This window comes from Enterococcus sp. AZ048 (genome assembly GCF_051715125.1).
GTDB classification, from domain to species: Bacteria; Bacillota; Bacilli; order Lactobacillales; family Enterococcaceae; genus Enterococcus_A; species Enterococcus_A gilvus.
Genome location: NZ_JBIOTD010000001.1, coordinates 2477717 through 2492570, shown reverse-complemented (window position 1 = coordinate 2492570; position 14854 = coordinate 2477717). Strand labels below are relative to the sequence as shown.

Annotated in this window: 11 protein-coding genes; 5 read left to right on the top strand and 6 right to left on the bottom strand. The window is 41.6% G+C overall.

Going from position 1 to position 14854, the window contains the following annotated elements:
- Positions 1-5: 5 nt before the first annotated feature.
- Positions 6-1502, bottom strand: coding sequence for a UDP-N-acetylmuramoyl-L-alanyl-D-glutamate--L-lysine ligase (locus IGI66_RS12125; protein ID WP_438849135.1), 1497 nt, complete (start codon positions 1500-1502; stop codon positions 6-8).
- A 128-nt stretch (positions 1503-1630) separates the two neighbouring features.
- Here IGI66_RS12125 and IGI66_RS12120 point away from each other — a divergent pair, with 128 nt between their 5' ends.
- Together IGI66_RS12120 and IGI66_RS12115 are read left to right on the top strand one after the other, a co-directional pair.
- On the top strand, positions 1631-3268 hold the full coding sequence (locus IGI66_RS12120) for a putative polysaccharide biosynthesis protein (protein WP_438849134.1): 1638 nt from the start codon (positions 1631-1633) through the stop codon (positions 3266-3268).
- Positions 3269-3678: 410 nt separating this feature from the next.
- Positions 3679-4323, top strand: coding sequence for a LysM peptidoglycan-binding domain-containing protein (locus IGI66_RS12115; protein WP_438849133.1), 645 nt, complete (start codon positions 3679-3681; stop codon positions 4321-4323).
- 119 nt (positions 4324-4442) lie between these two features.
- On the opposite strand, the gene IGI66_RS12110 is transcribed toward IGI66_RS12115, so the two are convergent.
- Positions 4443-5300: an RluA family pseudouridine synthase gene (locus IGI66_RS12110; RefSeq protein ID WP_086303230.1), complete on the bottom strand. Its 858-nt coding sequence runs from the start codon at positions 5298-5300 to the stop codon at positions 4443-4445.
- 221 nt (positions 5301-5521) lie between these two features.
- On the opposite strand from IGI66_RS12110, the gene IGI66_RS12105 reads away from it, so the two are divergent.
- The 3 genes from IGI66_RS12105 to IGI66_RS12095 all read left to right on the top strand — a co-directional run bounded on the left by IGI66_RS12105 (position 5522) and on the right by IGI66_RS12095 (position 10736).
- Positions 5522-7723, top strand: coding sequence for a PBP1A family penicillin-binding protein (locus IGI66_RS12105; RefSeq protein WP_010779641.1), 2202 nt, complete (start codon positions 5522-5524; stop codon positions 7721-7723).
- 69 nt (positions 7724-7792) lie between these two features.
- A complete protein-coding gene (locus tag IGI66_RS12100) occupies positions 7793-8134 on the top strand; it encodes a YlbF family regulator (protein ID WP_010779642.1) in 342 nt (113 codons plus the stop codon).
- A gap of 1462 nt (positions 8135-9596) precedes the next feature.
- Positions 9597-10736: a serine hydrolase domain-containing protein gene (locus tag IGI66_RS12095; protein WP_438849132.1), complete on the top strand. Its 1140-nt coding sequence runs from the start codon at positions 9597-9599 to the stop codon at positions 10734-10736.
- Positions 10737-10786: 50 nt separating this feature from the next.
- Here IGI66_RS12095 and IGI66_RS12090 read toward each other — a convergent pair whose 3' ends face one another.
- From IGI66_RS12090 to IGI66_RS12075, 4 genes are all read right to left on the bottom strand, one after another.
- The gene (locus tag IGI66_RS12090; protein ID WP_438849131.1) at positions 10787-10969 is read right to left on the bottom strand and encodes a hypothetical protein; all 183 of its coding nucleotides are present in this window, start codon (positions 10967-10969) and stop codon (positions 10787-10789) included.
- Positions 10970-11045: 76 nt separating this feature from the next.
- The gene (locus IGI66_RS12085; protein WP_438849130.1) at positions 11046-11636 is read right to left on the bottom strand and encodes a TetR/AcrR family transcriptional regulator; all 591 of its coding nucleotides are present in this window, start codon (positions 11634-11636) and stop codon (positions 11046-11048) included.
- A gap of 68 nt (positions 11637-11704) precedes the next feature.
- Positions 11705-13909 (bottom strand): ABC transporter permease, encoded by a 2205-nt coding sequence (locus IGI66_RS12080; protein WP_438849129.1) that lies wholly within the window; start codon positions 13907-13909, stop codon positions 11705-11707.
- Positions 13909-14613, bottom strand: coding sequence for an ABC transporter ATP-binding protein (locus tag IGI66_RS12075; RefSeq protein WP_176281274.1), 705 nt, complete (start codon positions 14611-14613; stop codon positions 13909-13911). The genes IGI66_RS12080 and IGI66_RS12075 overlap by 1 nt, the downstream gene beginning before the upstream one ends.
- Between the last annotated feature and the right edge of the window lie 241 nt (positions 14614-14854).

Below are 14854 nucleotides of genomic sequence, written 5' to 3'. Positions count from 1 at the left end.
TCCCGTTAGTCTTTAATGAATTCTTCCGCTAAATGATAGTCACCCTCGTAAGGCAAGTCTTCACCCTTCACGGTCATATACGTATCGGTCCCTTTTCCAGCCAAGACAATAGCATCCTCAGGGTTCGCCTGCTTAATCGCTTCTCGAATGGCTTTTTTTCGATCCGCTTCAAATCGTACTTGAATACGATCATTGTGGATCGCTTGTTGAATCTCGTCCGCAATTTTCTTAGGATCTTCAAAATTGGGATCGTCACTCGTTAAAACAGCAACCGTTGCGTATTCGCCGATTGCTTGCCCTAATCCTTCACGTCGCGACTCTGCTTTGTTTCCAGTAGACCCGGTAATCACAAGAAGTTCGCCTGTGGGGTGTTGTTCCCTTGCAAAGGCTAATAAGGATTTCATGCTTAAATAATTGTGTGCATAGTCTACATAAATGTGAGCACCATTAGGTTTCAAAAGCAGATTCATTCGACCAGGAACTAAGGCTTCAGCGAGCCCTTTCCGGCCAGCCTCCTGATCCGCTCCGACTAGTGCACTGGCAATCAGTGCCGCAGCAGCATTCTCTTTATTGAAGTCGCCAGCGAGTAATATTTGGTAAGCACCGCTTAAATGCAAATCGTCTGTTGTTCCAGACAGCGCAAACGCCAAGGGGTGTTCAAGAGGCTGAACTTGATAGTCTGCTTGATCGTTCCCATACGTGATAACTGGAATATTCTTTTTTGCAGCTAATTCTTGTAAAAGGTCAAAGTGATCGATTTCGTGCTGCAAAATGACTTGACGAGAGTTCGCGACTAATTGACGTTTACAATAGAAGTAATCTTCAAAAGTCGGATGCTCAATTGGTCCAATGTGATCGGGAGAGATGTTCAAAAAGATTCCAATATCGAAGGTCAAGCCATACACTCTGGCCACCTTGTAAGCTTGGGAAGAGACTTCCATCACCAGATGGGTCATTCCATTCGCTGCAGCTTCTGCCATCATTCGATACAAGTCCAACGATTCTGGAGTCGTCAGCTTCGATTTGAAAAAAGTTACGCCATCCAATGTTGTGTTTAGTGTAGACAAAAGAGCGGTCTTTTTATTTGTCGCGATGTCTAGAATTTGTTTGGTAAAATAAGCAACTGTCGTCTTGCCCTTTGTGCCAGTAATTCCGATCAGTTTTAATTTTTCTTGCGGGTAATCATAAAAAGCCATACTTAAAATAGCCAAGGCTTTGCGAATATCTGTCACAATAATAGCTAATTCTGCGGAAACCTCATAGGGCTGTTCAGAGATATAGCAAGTCAAGCCATCCGCGAGTGCTTGTTCTAAAAAGCGTTGCTGGAAATTGTTTCCCTTACAGAAAAAAAGCGTGTCGCTATCAACGTTGCGTGAATCATAGGAAAGATTCTTCAAGGCTTTCTCAAAAGGAGCCGTCAATGTCCAAGTGGTTGGTGTGATAAACTCCCGTAGTAAGTGTTCTTTTTCAAGTAATTCTTGTATTTGGGTAAGTGTCAGCATGTTGAGACCTCCAATATATAGTCTAGGCTATTATAGCATAGCTCGAGTATAGAAAAAGTAAAGAGTGATTGTCAGATGCGTGATTTAGCTTTACTATAATAGAAGTGATGTTTTTGAAGGAGGAGACCATGAAGGAGACACGACCAAGTGATCTGAGCTATCAAGAAAAAATGATCCAAGGTTCAGCTTGGCTGTCAGTGGGAAGTATCTTTTCGCGACTGCTAGGTGCGATTTACATTATTCCGTGGTACGCCTGGATGGGGGAACATGCTCGCGCAGCCAATGGATTATTCAATATGGGGTATACGTTCTATGCATTGTTTTTGATGATTTCTACAGCAGGTCTTCCTGGTGCCATCGCCAAGCAGATCGCGCGTTATAATTCGATGGGGGATTATCAAACAAGTCGGCGCTTATTTATTAAAGCACTCCAAGCGACGGCTGTTTTAGGGATCATCTTCGGCGGCTTGATGTTCTTCATGGCACCCATACTGGCTAACTTGTCTGGCGGGGGTCGCGCATTGATTCCTGTGATCCAAGCCTTGAGTGTCGCTGTTGTAGCGTTTCCAAGTATGAGTGTATTACGAGGCTATTTTCAAGGGCAGCAGGATATGCGTCCCTCAGCAATTTCGCAGCTGGTGGAACAAGCATTGCGTGTCTTCTATATGCTCTTAAGTGTTTTTATCATTATGAAGGTGATGAAGGGTGATTACTTAAGTGCAGTGATCCAGTCGACGTTTGCTGCTTCAGTTGGGATGGTCGGGTCCTATGGTGTTCTGCTGTTTTATTGGTTCAATGATCGTAAGCGCAATGAACCGCAATTAGAACGCAGCGTCACTAAAGGAACGATTGATACCAAAAAATTATTGTTTGAAACGATTCGCCAAGCAGTTCCGTTTATTTTATTAGGGAGCGGGATCGTCTTTTATAAATTGATTGATCAAGTGACGTTTATCCGCACCATGAGCGCTAATACGAATTATAGTCACGAACAATTGATCGATCTTTATGCATTATTTAGTGCCAATCCAGACAAATTGACCATGGTCATCGTAGCTCTGGGGACGTCACTTGCTATGACGAGCTTACCAATGTTGACGGAACTCTTTACGCAAAAGCGTCGCCCCGAACTCGCAAAAGTAGTCAACACGAATATACAATTGTTTGCGTATATTATGCTGCCAGCGGTTTTTGGCATGATTTTATTGGCTTATCCGTTAAATACCGTTTTTTATTCCGCGGATATTTTAGGAAGTCGCGTGCTGATCGCTGCTTGCTGGGCCGGCTTGGTCTCAGCGTTGTTCATGATGTTGTCCACGACGCTCCAAGGAATCTCACATAGTCGTATCGCCGTAAGGTATTGGGCAGCTGGGCTTTTATTAAAAGTGGTCCTCCAAGTTCCGCTGATTGAGCTGTTTGAAGTTTACGGTCCGTTATTGGCGACAGTTATCGGTCTTAGTTTGACATGCGGGTTATGCTTGTGGAAGTTACGGCGTGTTGTCCGTGCGAATTATAAATTAGCCTTTCGCCGTTGTGTACTGATCTTGATTTTAACGCTGGTCATGCTGATTGCAGCGTTTATCGTGCGACAGTTGAGTTATCTTGTGTTTGATCCATCCTTGCGCTGGTCAGCGTTAATGGTCTGTTTAGTAACTGGAGGAATTGGAAGCTTGCTGTATTTTTATTTAACGCTGAAGATTCGTTTAGTGGATAAACTCGTCGGTCCTCAAGCAAAAAAATGGCGTCGCCGACTGAGGATCAAATAAAAAATACTTCTGCTCTTAGAATAGAGTGGAAGTATTTTTTTATTATAAATAAATGGTCGAATTCAAATTCTATAGAAAATATTTTCAATATAATTCAAAAAGAACAAGAATGCGTGGGCGTATTTCATTACAAAAAGATTTCAATGTTTCTGAAGATAACTTTTGTAACACAAGAATAAAACAGTTACATTTACTTAAAGATGCTTGATAGAAGGGTTTTGGTTAATAAGGATAAATGTCATATATTTCAAAATGACACACTCAGAGGAATTTTGTCACATTGTTTCATGTTATTGTAATGAACTGTTACATTGTTATTACCCATGAAATACAAAAGGATGATAAAGTATCTCTCGTAGTCAAGAAGACAGAAGAAAAAAGACATAAGAAAAATCGGAGGAAGTTACATAATGAAATTAGGGAAAACATTTCTTTTTAGTACAGTATTAGCAGCAGGTGCAGGTTTAGCGATGGGAGCTACAGACGCACACGCTTCAGAAACGTATACTGTTCAATCTGGAGACACTTTATCTAAAATCTCTCACAAATTCGCTGGTAACGACAGCTTAGTAGATGCAATTGCAAAAGCAAACAAAATTTCTAACGTAAATATGATTTTTGCTGGACAAGAATTATCGATCGACGGCGATGCAAAAGCAGAAAAAGCACCTGCACAAGCAGCACCCGTACATGTTCAAGAATCAACAGAAGCAGCACCTCAACAAGCAGCGGCTCCTGTACAAGAAGCAGCACCTGTTCAACAAGCACCAGCAGCACCAGCACCAGCAGCAGCGCCTGTTCAACAAGAAGCAGCACCGGCAGCGGCGCCAGCAGCAACTTCTTCAGCAAAAGAATGGATTGCTCAACGCGAATCAGGCGGTTCTTATTCAGCTACGAACGGTCAATACATCGGACGTTACCAATTATCTTCTTCATATTTAAATGGTGACTACTCTGAAGCAAACCAAGAACGTGTAGCAGATCAATATGTTACTTCTCGTTATGGTTCATGGGAAGGCGCACAAGCTTTCTGGCAATCTAACGGTTGGTACTAAGATTTAGACGAATTCAAAAAGGAGGATCACTTGTTGATCCTTCTTTTTTTGTTTCTATTAAAAGAGGTATGGAAACGAAAAGACCAGCTAAAACAGAATGTCTGTCTTAGCTGGCTTTCTTATTCCGCCCATAGTCCGGGAAGTGCTTGAACCGCGATTTTCTGGTTGGTGAAGGGATGGTGCAGGTGGAGCTCATACGCGTGAAGCATCAATCTGCCATGGGGATTTTTACTGTATAAAGGATCGCCGACTAACGGATGCCCGATACTCGCAAGGTGAACACGAATCTGATGAGTCCTTCCAGTATCTAATTGGCAGAAGACCGCTGTTTGATTTTCTACGTTCTTTATGGGGGTCACGTGTGTTACGGCAGGCTTGCCACCTTTAGGATCGATTCGCCGTTTTCGACGGTCATGGCGATCACGTCCAATTTTTTTGTTAATAATCAGTTCTTTTCTAATCGTACCGTGAACGAGTGCTTGGTAGCGGCGATAGATTTTCTTTTGTTCTAGTTGTCTTCCTAAAATAGGTAAGACAAAAGGATTTTTTGCGAATAGAATTGCGCCGCTGGTTTCCTTATCGAGCCGATGAACGACATGTGGTTGGAAATCAGGTGATAAATAGTCAGCCAGGTGATTAAGCAACGTGTCTTTTTCTTCCGGCTGATTTGGATGTGTTTTCATTCCCTCGGGTTTATTGACGATGATCAAATGCTCATCTTCGTAAAGAACGTTGATTTTCCTTCGGTCTCCCAACAGGATGGACCGTTCTGGATAGTCACTTGCCTCGATCGTAATCGTCAAAACATCTCCTGGAGAGACCATAGATTGGAAATGGCAAACCTCGCCATTCACCAAGATTCCTTTACGTGTTCGAATGAAGTGGCGGACTTTTCGCGGTACGAGCCATTCTTCTTCCAATAATTCTTTGACTGTCATCTCTGACAAGTCGGCAGGCAATGTCATCGTGAATTTCATCATAGTGCTCCTTTATAGATAAATGTGTTAGTTTTGGCTAATTTAAACGTTTCATTCGGCTCATTGTATCACTTTTAATGGATATTTAAGAAAAAAAACAGCTTTTCATTGAGACCCCATGCTAGAATACTTTCAAGTGTGTATCCGTCTCAAGCCCCAAGCGTTGAATGGCTGATTTGTGGTACACTGTGTCTGAATTTTGTATAGAATGGAGACCAAAAATGGATTTTCAAGAATTTTGGCGCAAATTTAAAAGTGGTGCAAAAGTTTTTTGGCAAAAGTTTCGCAGCGGCACAAAAACTTTTTGGCAGTGGATCAAGCCTTATTTGATTCGTTTTCATCACTGGCGCAAACGTATTTGGAAAAAATATCATATCAATAAAATATTGCTCTTATTAGCACTCGTAGGTGTTTTAGTGATGAGTGTCTATCTATTTTTCTTAGCAAAGTCGGTGAATGTTGAGACACTGCAATCCAGTTTGAAGCAATCAACAGTTATCTACGATGAAAAAAATGAACAAGCGGGTTCCTTATATGGACAAAAAGGAACGTATGTAGAGAGCGACCAAATCTCTCCTTATCTTAAGGATGCGGTTGTTTCTACCGAAGATCGAAATTTTTACAATCACCACGGGTTTGATATAAAGGGAATCGCACGGGCGGCCTTAGGACTCGTCACTTCTGGCCACATTACTGGCGGGGGAAGTACCTTGACGCAGCAATTAGCTAAAAATGCCTATCTGAGCCTTGATCAAACTTTAGAACGAAAGGCCAAAGAAATTTTTATGGCGATCGAGATCGAGAAAAAGTACGACAAAGATCAGATTCTGACAATGTACTTAAACAACGCATATTTCGGGAATGGCGTTTGGGGTGTTCAAGATGCTTCTAGAAGGTATTTTGGTGTAGACGCCAACCAATTGTCGATCGGTGAAGCAGCTACGATTATTGGCATGTTGAAGGGACCAAGCATCTACAATCCAATCGATAATTTAGAAAATGCGGTGAATCGCCGGAACACGGTTCTTTCGGTCATGGTTGAAAATGGCAAGCTGTCAAAAGAACAAGAGACACAAGAAAAGGCAACAGATCTGGGTTCTGAGTTGAATGATACATACTCTTCAGCGGATGCGGGCTATCGTTACCCTTCTTATTTTGATGCGGTCATTGATGAAGCCGTGGAACGCTACGGAATGTCAGAAAAAGATTTATTGAATAAAGGCTACAAGATCTATACGTCATTGGATCAAGATTATCAAAAACAAATGGAGACCGTTTATGAGAACAACGCGAACTTTCCAGCAAATGCTGAGGACGGTGCCATGCCGCAATCTGCATCTGTAGCGATGGACCCTAAAACGGGCGGCGTTCAAGCCTTAGTTGGTAGACGTGGAGAGCATATCTTCCGCAGCTATAATTTTGCGACACAAATGCAGCGTTCGCCAGGTTCTACGATGAAACCATTGAGCGTGTACGCCTCTGCATTAGAGTCGGGCTATAAGCCAGACAGTGTGTTGAAGGATGAGCCGCAATCTTATTACAAAGCGAAAAACTATGATGGAACATTCCAAGGGGAAGTCCCTATGTATCAAGCCGTGGCACAAAGTTTGAACTTGCCGGCAGTCTGGTTATTGCACGAGATGGGATTGAACAAGGGCTATAGTAAAGCAGAAGAATTTGGTATCCCGTTAAGCAAATCAGATAAATACTATGGCTTGGCACTCGGTGGATTAGAAAAGGGAACCTCGCCGATGCAAATGGCAGCCGCCTATGGTGCGTTTGCCAATGAAGGGAAAGTCTATCAACCTCATTTGATCACAAAAATTATTGATTCTACTGGTGCGGTGATTGAAGACAACAGCTCACCAAAATATGAACAAGTGATTTCTAAAGAAGTTGCCAATGAAATGACCAGTATGCTTCTAGGGACATTTTCAAACGGAACTGCCGCGCAAGCAGCACCAGCAGGCTTCACAGTTGCTGGTAAGACAGGAACGACTGAAACAAACTTTGATGCAAACAAAGTAAATGATCAATGGATCATCGGTTACACACCCAATGTCGTGATTTCGACGTGGTTAGGCTTTGAAAAAGTCAGTGAGACCCATTATTTAAGTGGAACAAGCGGGTCAGAGGTAGGACAGGTGTTTAAAGCGGAAGCAGAATCTATCTTGCCGTATGCTGGACAATATTCCTTTGAAGTCGCAGACGCTTATGCTACGGGTGGCAAAGTCGTTGCCGCAGATCAAGTGAACCAAGGCGAGCAAGCGTCGGATTCGAATAAATGGCGGGAAGAATTAAAAGACATTGGCGGAAAAGCCAGTGAAGGGGCGGCGAATTTCTTTGAAAAGGCCAAAGAAGGCGCCAATAAATTGAAAGAAAAGGGCCAAGAATTGTGGCAGCAATACCAGCCGGGAAATTAAACTGTGAACCCGTTTCCATTCATGTTACAATAGAACAGTAACTTTTATAGAAAATGAGGGAATAAAAAGATGGCAAACATTTATGATTCAGCGAATGGATTAGAACGTGAAATCCGTGAACTACCAGAATTTAAATCTTTAGAAGAAGCTTTCGCGGAACTAAAGAAAAACGAAACAGCGTATGCTGCATTCAAAGACTTCCAAGCTTTCCAACAAAGTTTGCAAGAAAAACAAATGCGCGGTGAAGACTTCAGCGATGAAGATGCTGCACAAGCACAAGCATTAGCTGAAAAAGTTCAACAAGAAGAATTGATCAACGAATTAATGGTGAAAGAACAAGCATTCAGCGTGATCATCAACGACTTGAACCGAATCATCATGACTCCAATTCGTGAACTATACGAAGGCTAATCAAAAAATAGAAATTGCGAGTTCCGCTTTCTCCCGTTCAAAAGAGTGCGAGCTCTACCAAAAGCTGCTTTAGCGAATAACTGAACGCGTTGTGTAGCGGAATCGTATGCGAATGACGATAGAAATCCTTTTTCCGAATGTTGGAAAAAGGATTTCTTTGTTTTGGAGCTAGCTGCGAGTTCCGCTTTCTCCCGTTCAAAAGAGTAACCAGTTCCATCAAAAGCTGCTCTAGCGAATAATTGAACGCGTTGTGTAGCGGAATCGTATGCGAATGACGATAGAATCCTTTTTCCGAATGTTGGAAAAAGGATTTCTTTGTTTTGGAGTTAGCAGCGAGTTCCGCTTTCTCCCGTTGAAAAGAGTGCGAGCTCTACCAAAAGCTGCTTTAGCGAATAATTGAACGTGTTGTGTAGCGGAATCGTATGCGAATGGCGATAGAAATCCTTTTTCCGAATGTTGGAAAAAGGATTTCTTTGTTTTGGAGCTAGCTGCGAGTTCCGCTTTCTCCCGTTCAAAAGAGTAACCAGTTCCATCAAAAGCTGCTCTAGCGAATAATTGAACGCGTTGTGTAGCGGAATCGTATGCGAATGACGATAGAAATCCTTTTTCCGAATGTTGGAAAAAGGATTTCTTTGTTTTGGAGCTAGCTGCGAGTTCCGCTTTCTCCCGTTCAAAAGAGTAACCAGTTCCATCAAAAGCTGCTCTAGCGAATAATTGAACGCGTTGTGTAGCGGAATCGTATGCGAATGACGATAGAATCCTTTTTCCGAATGTTGGAAAAAGGATTTCTTTGTTTTGGAGTTAGCAGCGAGTTCCGCTTTCTCCCGTTGAAAAGAGTGCGAGCTCTACCAAAAGCTGCTTTAGCGAATAATTGAACGTGTTGTGTAGCGGAATCGTATGCGAATGACGATAGAAATCCTTTTTCCGAATGTTGGAAAAAGGATTTCTTTGTTTTGGAGCTAGCTGCGAGTTCCGCTTTCTCCCGTTCAAAAGAGTAACCAGTTCCATCAAAAGCTGCTCTAGCGAATAATTGAACGCGTTGTGTAGCGGAATCGTATGCGAATGACGATAGAATCCTTTTTCCGAATGTTGGAAAAAGGATTTCTTTGTTTTGGAGTTAGCAGCGAGTTCCGCTTTCTCCCGTTGAAAAGAGTGCGAGCTCTACCAAAAGCTGCTTTAGCGAATAATTGAACGTGTTGTGTAGCGGAATCGTATGCGAATGACGATAGAATCCTTTTTCCGAATGTTGGAAAAAGGATTTCTTTGTTTTGGAATTAGCTGCGAGTTCTGTTTTCTCCCGTTGAAAAGAGCGCGGGCTTTTTTCAATTGAACAGAGGAGCTCTTTAAGCTACGCACCTTACAAGAGTCTTACAAAAAACGAAGAAAATTGATAGATGGAAATAAATTGAAGCAATTCTTTTAGAAAATTGCTATACTTCAAGCCATAAGGATGCGAATAAAGATGAAAAAAATAATCATTGGCGGCAGTTTGCTTTTGTTGCTAGTAGTAGGCGGCCTGATGGCTTGGCGCGGTCATGCGTCGAATTCACAGACTGCGAAAACACAGAAATCAACAGTCGAGTCGACTTCGACTTCTAAAAGTTCAGCGACGAAAGAAACAGAGAGAACGCCAGAAAAGAAGGAAGCAGTGGTTTTACCAGAAGCCACGAATCAGAAGTTGAATCAACTATTGGTTGACCAACGCTTTTCGGGAACGGCATTAGTAGTGCGTAAAGGCCAAGTGGTGTTGAATCATTCCTATGGGATGGCGGATCAGGAGAAACAACGCAAAAATACACCGACCACGCGATACTATATCGGGTCAGCGCAAAAAGCTATTATTGCTACCGCGATTCTGCAATTAGAGCAAGCGGGAAAATTAACTATTGACGATCCTGTTGCAAAATACATGAAAGATTTTCCCAATGGGCAACAGATTACGTTGAAGAATTTGCTTAATCATACGAGCGGATTGACCGGACGTACAGAGGGCAGCAAAGAAATACTCCCTCAACAGATTCTTCAGGAGATTGAGGCAGCAGGGAGCGATTCATCAGTAGGAACGTGGCATTATTCGGACAGTAATTACGCCGTGTTGGCCTATATCTTGCAACAGGTCAGCAAGCAAAAAGTGCAGGAGTACATTCAAGAGCATATTTTTGACTCTGCAAATATGCAAAATACTGGGTTCTATCAAAGCAATACAGCGACACCCAATATGGCTGAGAGCTATAAAGAAAAAAATGGCCGTTTAGAAAAGGCGCAATTGCCAAACCTTTCTCAATTATTTGGTGCAGGAGATATCTATACGACCGCAACGGATTTTTATCTCTTCGACCAAGCATTGATGCAGGGAAAATTGATCAATGAAAATGAAAAAAGTAAAATGATGACATCGGGAAGTGCCTCCACCTATGGGATGGGATTTTATGTAAATCCAGGAAGCTACTCTAGTCATGGCGTATTAGGCGGATTTAATACGATCAATACATTTACACATACAGGATTGACATACATCATTTTATTGGCGAATACGAACCAAGTCCAGTCGCTGGGACAGACGGCAGATGCTGTATATGGTATGCTAAATCAAATGGAATAGAAAAAGGTAGAAGCAGTGCTCTGAGTGAGCGTCCGCTTCTACCTTTTTTGCTAAAAAAATTTTTTGAATCGATCCATCACGCTATTGATATTTTCAGATTTTAGCAACACTTTGACTTTGTCATAGTATTCGCCTAATTCTTCTTTGTGGGCTTCAATAAATGCCTTCGCCTTTTCTGTGTTTCCTTCGTTTAATAACTCTTTGGCTTTTCTGATCAGTTCGTCTCTCTCCATAAATACTCATCCTTCCTTATTCAGGTAATCGTTCGAAAGTCCTTTGCTTTGAGGGAACACTTGCGAACCTGGACACTCAAAGCTCCAAATAGTCCATCAAACCGTCCAACATAATATGGACAGTTTCCGTTAAGTAGGTGTCGATCATCACTTCTCGATGAAACATCCCGAAACCTAATAAATGAACATAGTTTTGTACGATTTCAGGGTGTTTGTCTTCAATTTCCAAGATAGCAAAAAAGTCTCGATAATTTTGTTTCTCGTAGGTTTCCAGCTCAGCCATTTTTTCTTTTGAATACCGTAAGAGAAAGCGCTGAATTTCCTGCTGCTCTTTCACAAAAAAGATCATATCGTTTGAGGAAAAAAACTGGTCGGAAAACGCTTTGATCGTTTGTCGTCGTTCGTGGGACGATAACGGTTTGATCCGTTCAGCAATTATCTTCAGACGACCAAATAATTCGCGATGGATCTGATAAACAATCGCATAGAGAAACTCATCTTTAGATGAAAAGTAATGGTAGAACGATCCTTTCGCTATCCCTGCGGAGGCGACCACATCATCCACACTCACTTTTTTGATGCCATGTTGATAGACAAGCGCACGTCCCTTGTCGACCAGCATCTGTTTATTGCGGGCTTTTTCATCCGGTGTTAATTCTCGCGGCAAAGCAGACACACCTCCATAAAATCCTATTCTGAGGACAATTATATACTGAAATAAGCGAATGAGCTATTTTATTCTTCTTGAACTTTTAACCCTTCAACAATAGCTAATCCTTCAATGTACCGATTGGAAATCAACAAACGAAAACTACTAATGATACTCACGACCAACGCCGTAAAAATATAGGATTCCAACCGGATACTGGGCTGCATTGCAAAACTATTTTGTGAAAACTGCTCTTTTATAGCCGCTAATAGCCAGTTTCCTGCCAAAAAACCTAAAGGGATTGATAATAGGAGCTGCAGCAGATTTTCCTTATTGATCGTTTGCAAAATTCGTCGTTTGGAATACCCCATGATATTCATAAACATGTATTCAAATTCTCGAATAGTCAAATTCATTAAGTTCAGACAGAAAATAACTGTAGCACCTAGAATCACTGAACAAATCACTAATAAAACAATCAGTATTCCCATGTTGTCCAACAAAGAACGAAAGGTTTGTTTATCTTCTTCAGCGGTCGTATAAAAAAGGTTCTTTTCTTTTAATTGCTTTACGCCCTTGCTCGGGTGATCTGAAGTTACATAAAGGGTATTGTAGACTGCTGGCAATTCCTTAAAGCGCGTGCGCACGTAATCATAGGAAGTATAGACCGCTAACCCCATACTTAGCGGAAGAACAGCAGAAATCGTTGCTTTTTTTTCATTGATGGTTACTTGATCACCGACTGATACGTGCCATTTTTTTGCATAATATTCAGGAATCACCAAGCCCTGATCCAGTTTTTCCGTTGGCAGATTCAAAATGGTTATATCTGATGAGGTAATGATCAGCGGATAGTCTTCATCGTGGACGGTCCCTGTAAGCTGCAATGCCGCTTCTTGGCGATTGATCGCAGAAGAAGTCTGTATGATTGTTTGATCGAGTGGGAGGGGTTCCGGTAATTGAACAATAAAGTCATAATTGGCAAATGTGTGAAAATAATGATCCGCCACGCCTCGGATAGAATCGTTAAAGCCTAGTGAGAATAACAAGAGACCCGTTGAAGCGGACATCCCAAGGACCATTAGAAAAAAGCGTCCTTTATTTCTTAACGAGGCAGCAAAAGCGTAACGAGTATTGAAGGACAAGGAGGAAAGAAATCTTGAAGGCACACGTGTCCTTTTTACTTTTGGAACTCTCTGCCTCATAGAAATGGCTGGATACTCCTTGAGAATATCAAGCATGGAGCACAAGGCAAAAACGCCGCAACCAAGTGTGGAAATCACTAACGAAATCACCCAATAGCGAGAGTCAATACGATAGGCCAGAGTTGGCAGTTCAATCATGCTGCTAAAAATGCGGAATAACAACTCCGTAACAGGGTAACTCAGCAAACAACCTATCAATGAACTAAAAAGGCCTAGCAGCACAAATTGTCTAGTGTATATCCTAATGATGGAAAAATTAGTCGTGCCCAGAGCTTTTAATAGACCGATCTGCTTGTGTTCCTTGAGCAACGTCCGCCTCAGAATAATAAAGATGATCCCAAAAGACAGCAGCCAGAAGATCGTAGGAAAGATGTATGCGAAAGAGACAAATTGATCTAAATCACCTTGATACATTTGATAGTTGATTTGATCTTTTTGAGCTGTGAAGGATTGATAAGGAAGAAGCTTTTTTATCTCAGCTTCCTTGATGCTTGTTGTACTGGCTAGTAAAAGTTGATTTGCAGAAGGAAAGAAATTTTTTGAAACAAAAGCAACCGCGAATGTTTTCGGATCAGCAGAAAAAGAGCGTTCACTTTGCGAGTAGTAGATGTATTCAGGTGAGCGAACAATGCCGACTACGTTTAATTTTTGTCCATTGACCGTGAAGGTGTCATTCAATTTTATTTTATTCTGACGCGCGTATTGACTAATGAGGACACATTCTGCTGTGGACTTTGGGAGACGTCCTTTCTCCAAAATTACTTGATTCAGCTTTGTCGAAAGAGAAATCAGGCGCACCGTTTTGTCTCCGCTGCGAAAATCTTGTACAGTCCGCTTCTCAATAGTAGAGATGTGAGGCGAAGCTTCCAATTTTTTCGTATCGTCAGCAGTAAAATTCCCCGTTAAGGTGACAGCTGCATAATGCTGTTGACGGAATAAAGCGGTCACTTCTTCTTCATAGATTGTTTTGAAAGTAAACAGCGTTGTAAAAAACAAGGCAGCGATGAGAATCAACAACCCCATGCCGAGCATTTGAGCAAAATTATTTTTCATTTTTCGAATAGAAAGAATTGTCTGTACACGCATTACCATTCCACCTCCATAGGGGACAGCGGGGAGTCATTTTCTTCAATGGATAAAATTTTCCCGCTTCGAAGTCGGATGACCGTATCGGCGATTTTTGCGATCTCTTTATTGTGCGTAATAAAGATAACGGTATTTTCAGTAGCAGTTTGAATGTCCTTTAAAACACCTAAAATAGTGATCCCCGTTTCAAAATCTAATGCACCGGTTGGTTCATCACATAATAAAATCTCCGGCTTTTTAGCAATGGCACGAGCGATGGAGACACGCTGCTGTTCACCGCCCGAAAGCTCTCCCGGAAAGTGAGTGATTCGGTCTTTTAGACCGACAGCTGTCAATGCTTCTTCAGCGTCTTGTCTGTTTTTACTGACCAGCTCTGTAGAAAATTCTACATTTTCTAAAGCACTTAAATCAGGCAATAAATTGTAGCTTTGAAAAACAAAGCCAATTTTATTTTTTCGGAATTCAGTCATTTGAGCTTTGGAAAGGCCAGTGAGATCTTGTCCTTCAAACAGAATAGTTCCTGAGCTCGGCTTGTCCATGCAGCCGATCATATTCAAGAGGGTCGATTTTCCTGAGCCACTCTCACCCAAAATTACAATAAAGCGATTCTTAGGGATATCCAGAGTAATCTCATCCAGTGCGATAACTTTTGATTCTTTAGCGCCGTAAACTTTAGATAGCTTTTCAATTTGGAAAGTATTCATTAAAACGCCTCCATTCTTTATTTTGACCGAATAGTAATTATTAGTCATAATGTACGTAAAAAAAAGAATCGTTTACTTTTGAGTATTATGACCATTTTGAGTTATATGGTCATAATACTATAGCTTTCTTTTCTTGTATAGCTTTTCTTGTAGGAAACCTTGAGCATATCCGTGGAAGGCGAACAAATTTTCGTTTTTTTATGGTAAAATATACAGGATTGAGCAACTGCCTATTTTTCAT

Coding starts and splice junctions, on each gene's coding strand:
- IGI66_RS12075 (WP_176281274.1), bottom strand. CDS start 14,613: ATGAATACTTTCCAAATTGAAAAGCTATCTAAAGTTTACGGCGCTAAA.
- IGI66_RS12090 (WP_438849131.1), bottom strand. CDS start 10,969: ATGGAGAGAGACGAACTGATCAGAAAAGCCAAAGAGTTATTAAACGAA.
- IGI66_RS12120 (WP_438849134.1), top strand. CDS start 1,631: ATGAAGGAGACACGACCAAGTGATCTGAGCTATCAAGAAAAAATGATC.
- IGI66_RS12095 (WP_438849132.1), top strand. CDS start 9,597: ATGAAAAAAATAATCATTGGCGGCAGTTTGCTTTTGTTGCTAGTAGTA.
- IGI66_RS12110 (WP_086303230.1), bottom strand. CDS start 5,300: ATGAAATTCACGATGACATTGCCTGCCGACTTGTCAGAGATGACAGTC.
- IGI66_RS12100 (WP_010779642.1), top strand. CDS start 7,793: ATGGCAAACATTTATGATTCAGCGAATGGATTAGAACGTGAAATCCGT.
- IGI66_RS12115 (WP_438849133.1), top strand. CDS start 3,679: ATGAAATTAGGGAAAACATTTCTTTTTAGTACAGTATTAGCAGCAGGT.
- IGI66_RS12105 (WP_010779641.1), top strand. CDS start 5,522: ATGGATTTTCAAGAATTTTGGCGCAAATTTAAAAGTGGTGCAAAAGTT.
- IGI66_RS12125 (WP_438849135.1), bottom strand. CDS start 1,502: ATGCTGACACTTACCCAAATACAAGAATTACTTGAAAAAGAACACTTA.
- IGI66_RS12080 (WP_438849129.1), bottom strand. CDS start 13,909: ATGCGTGTACAGACAATTCTTTCTATTCGAAAAATGAAAAATAATTTT.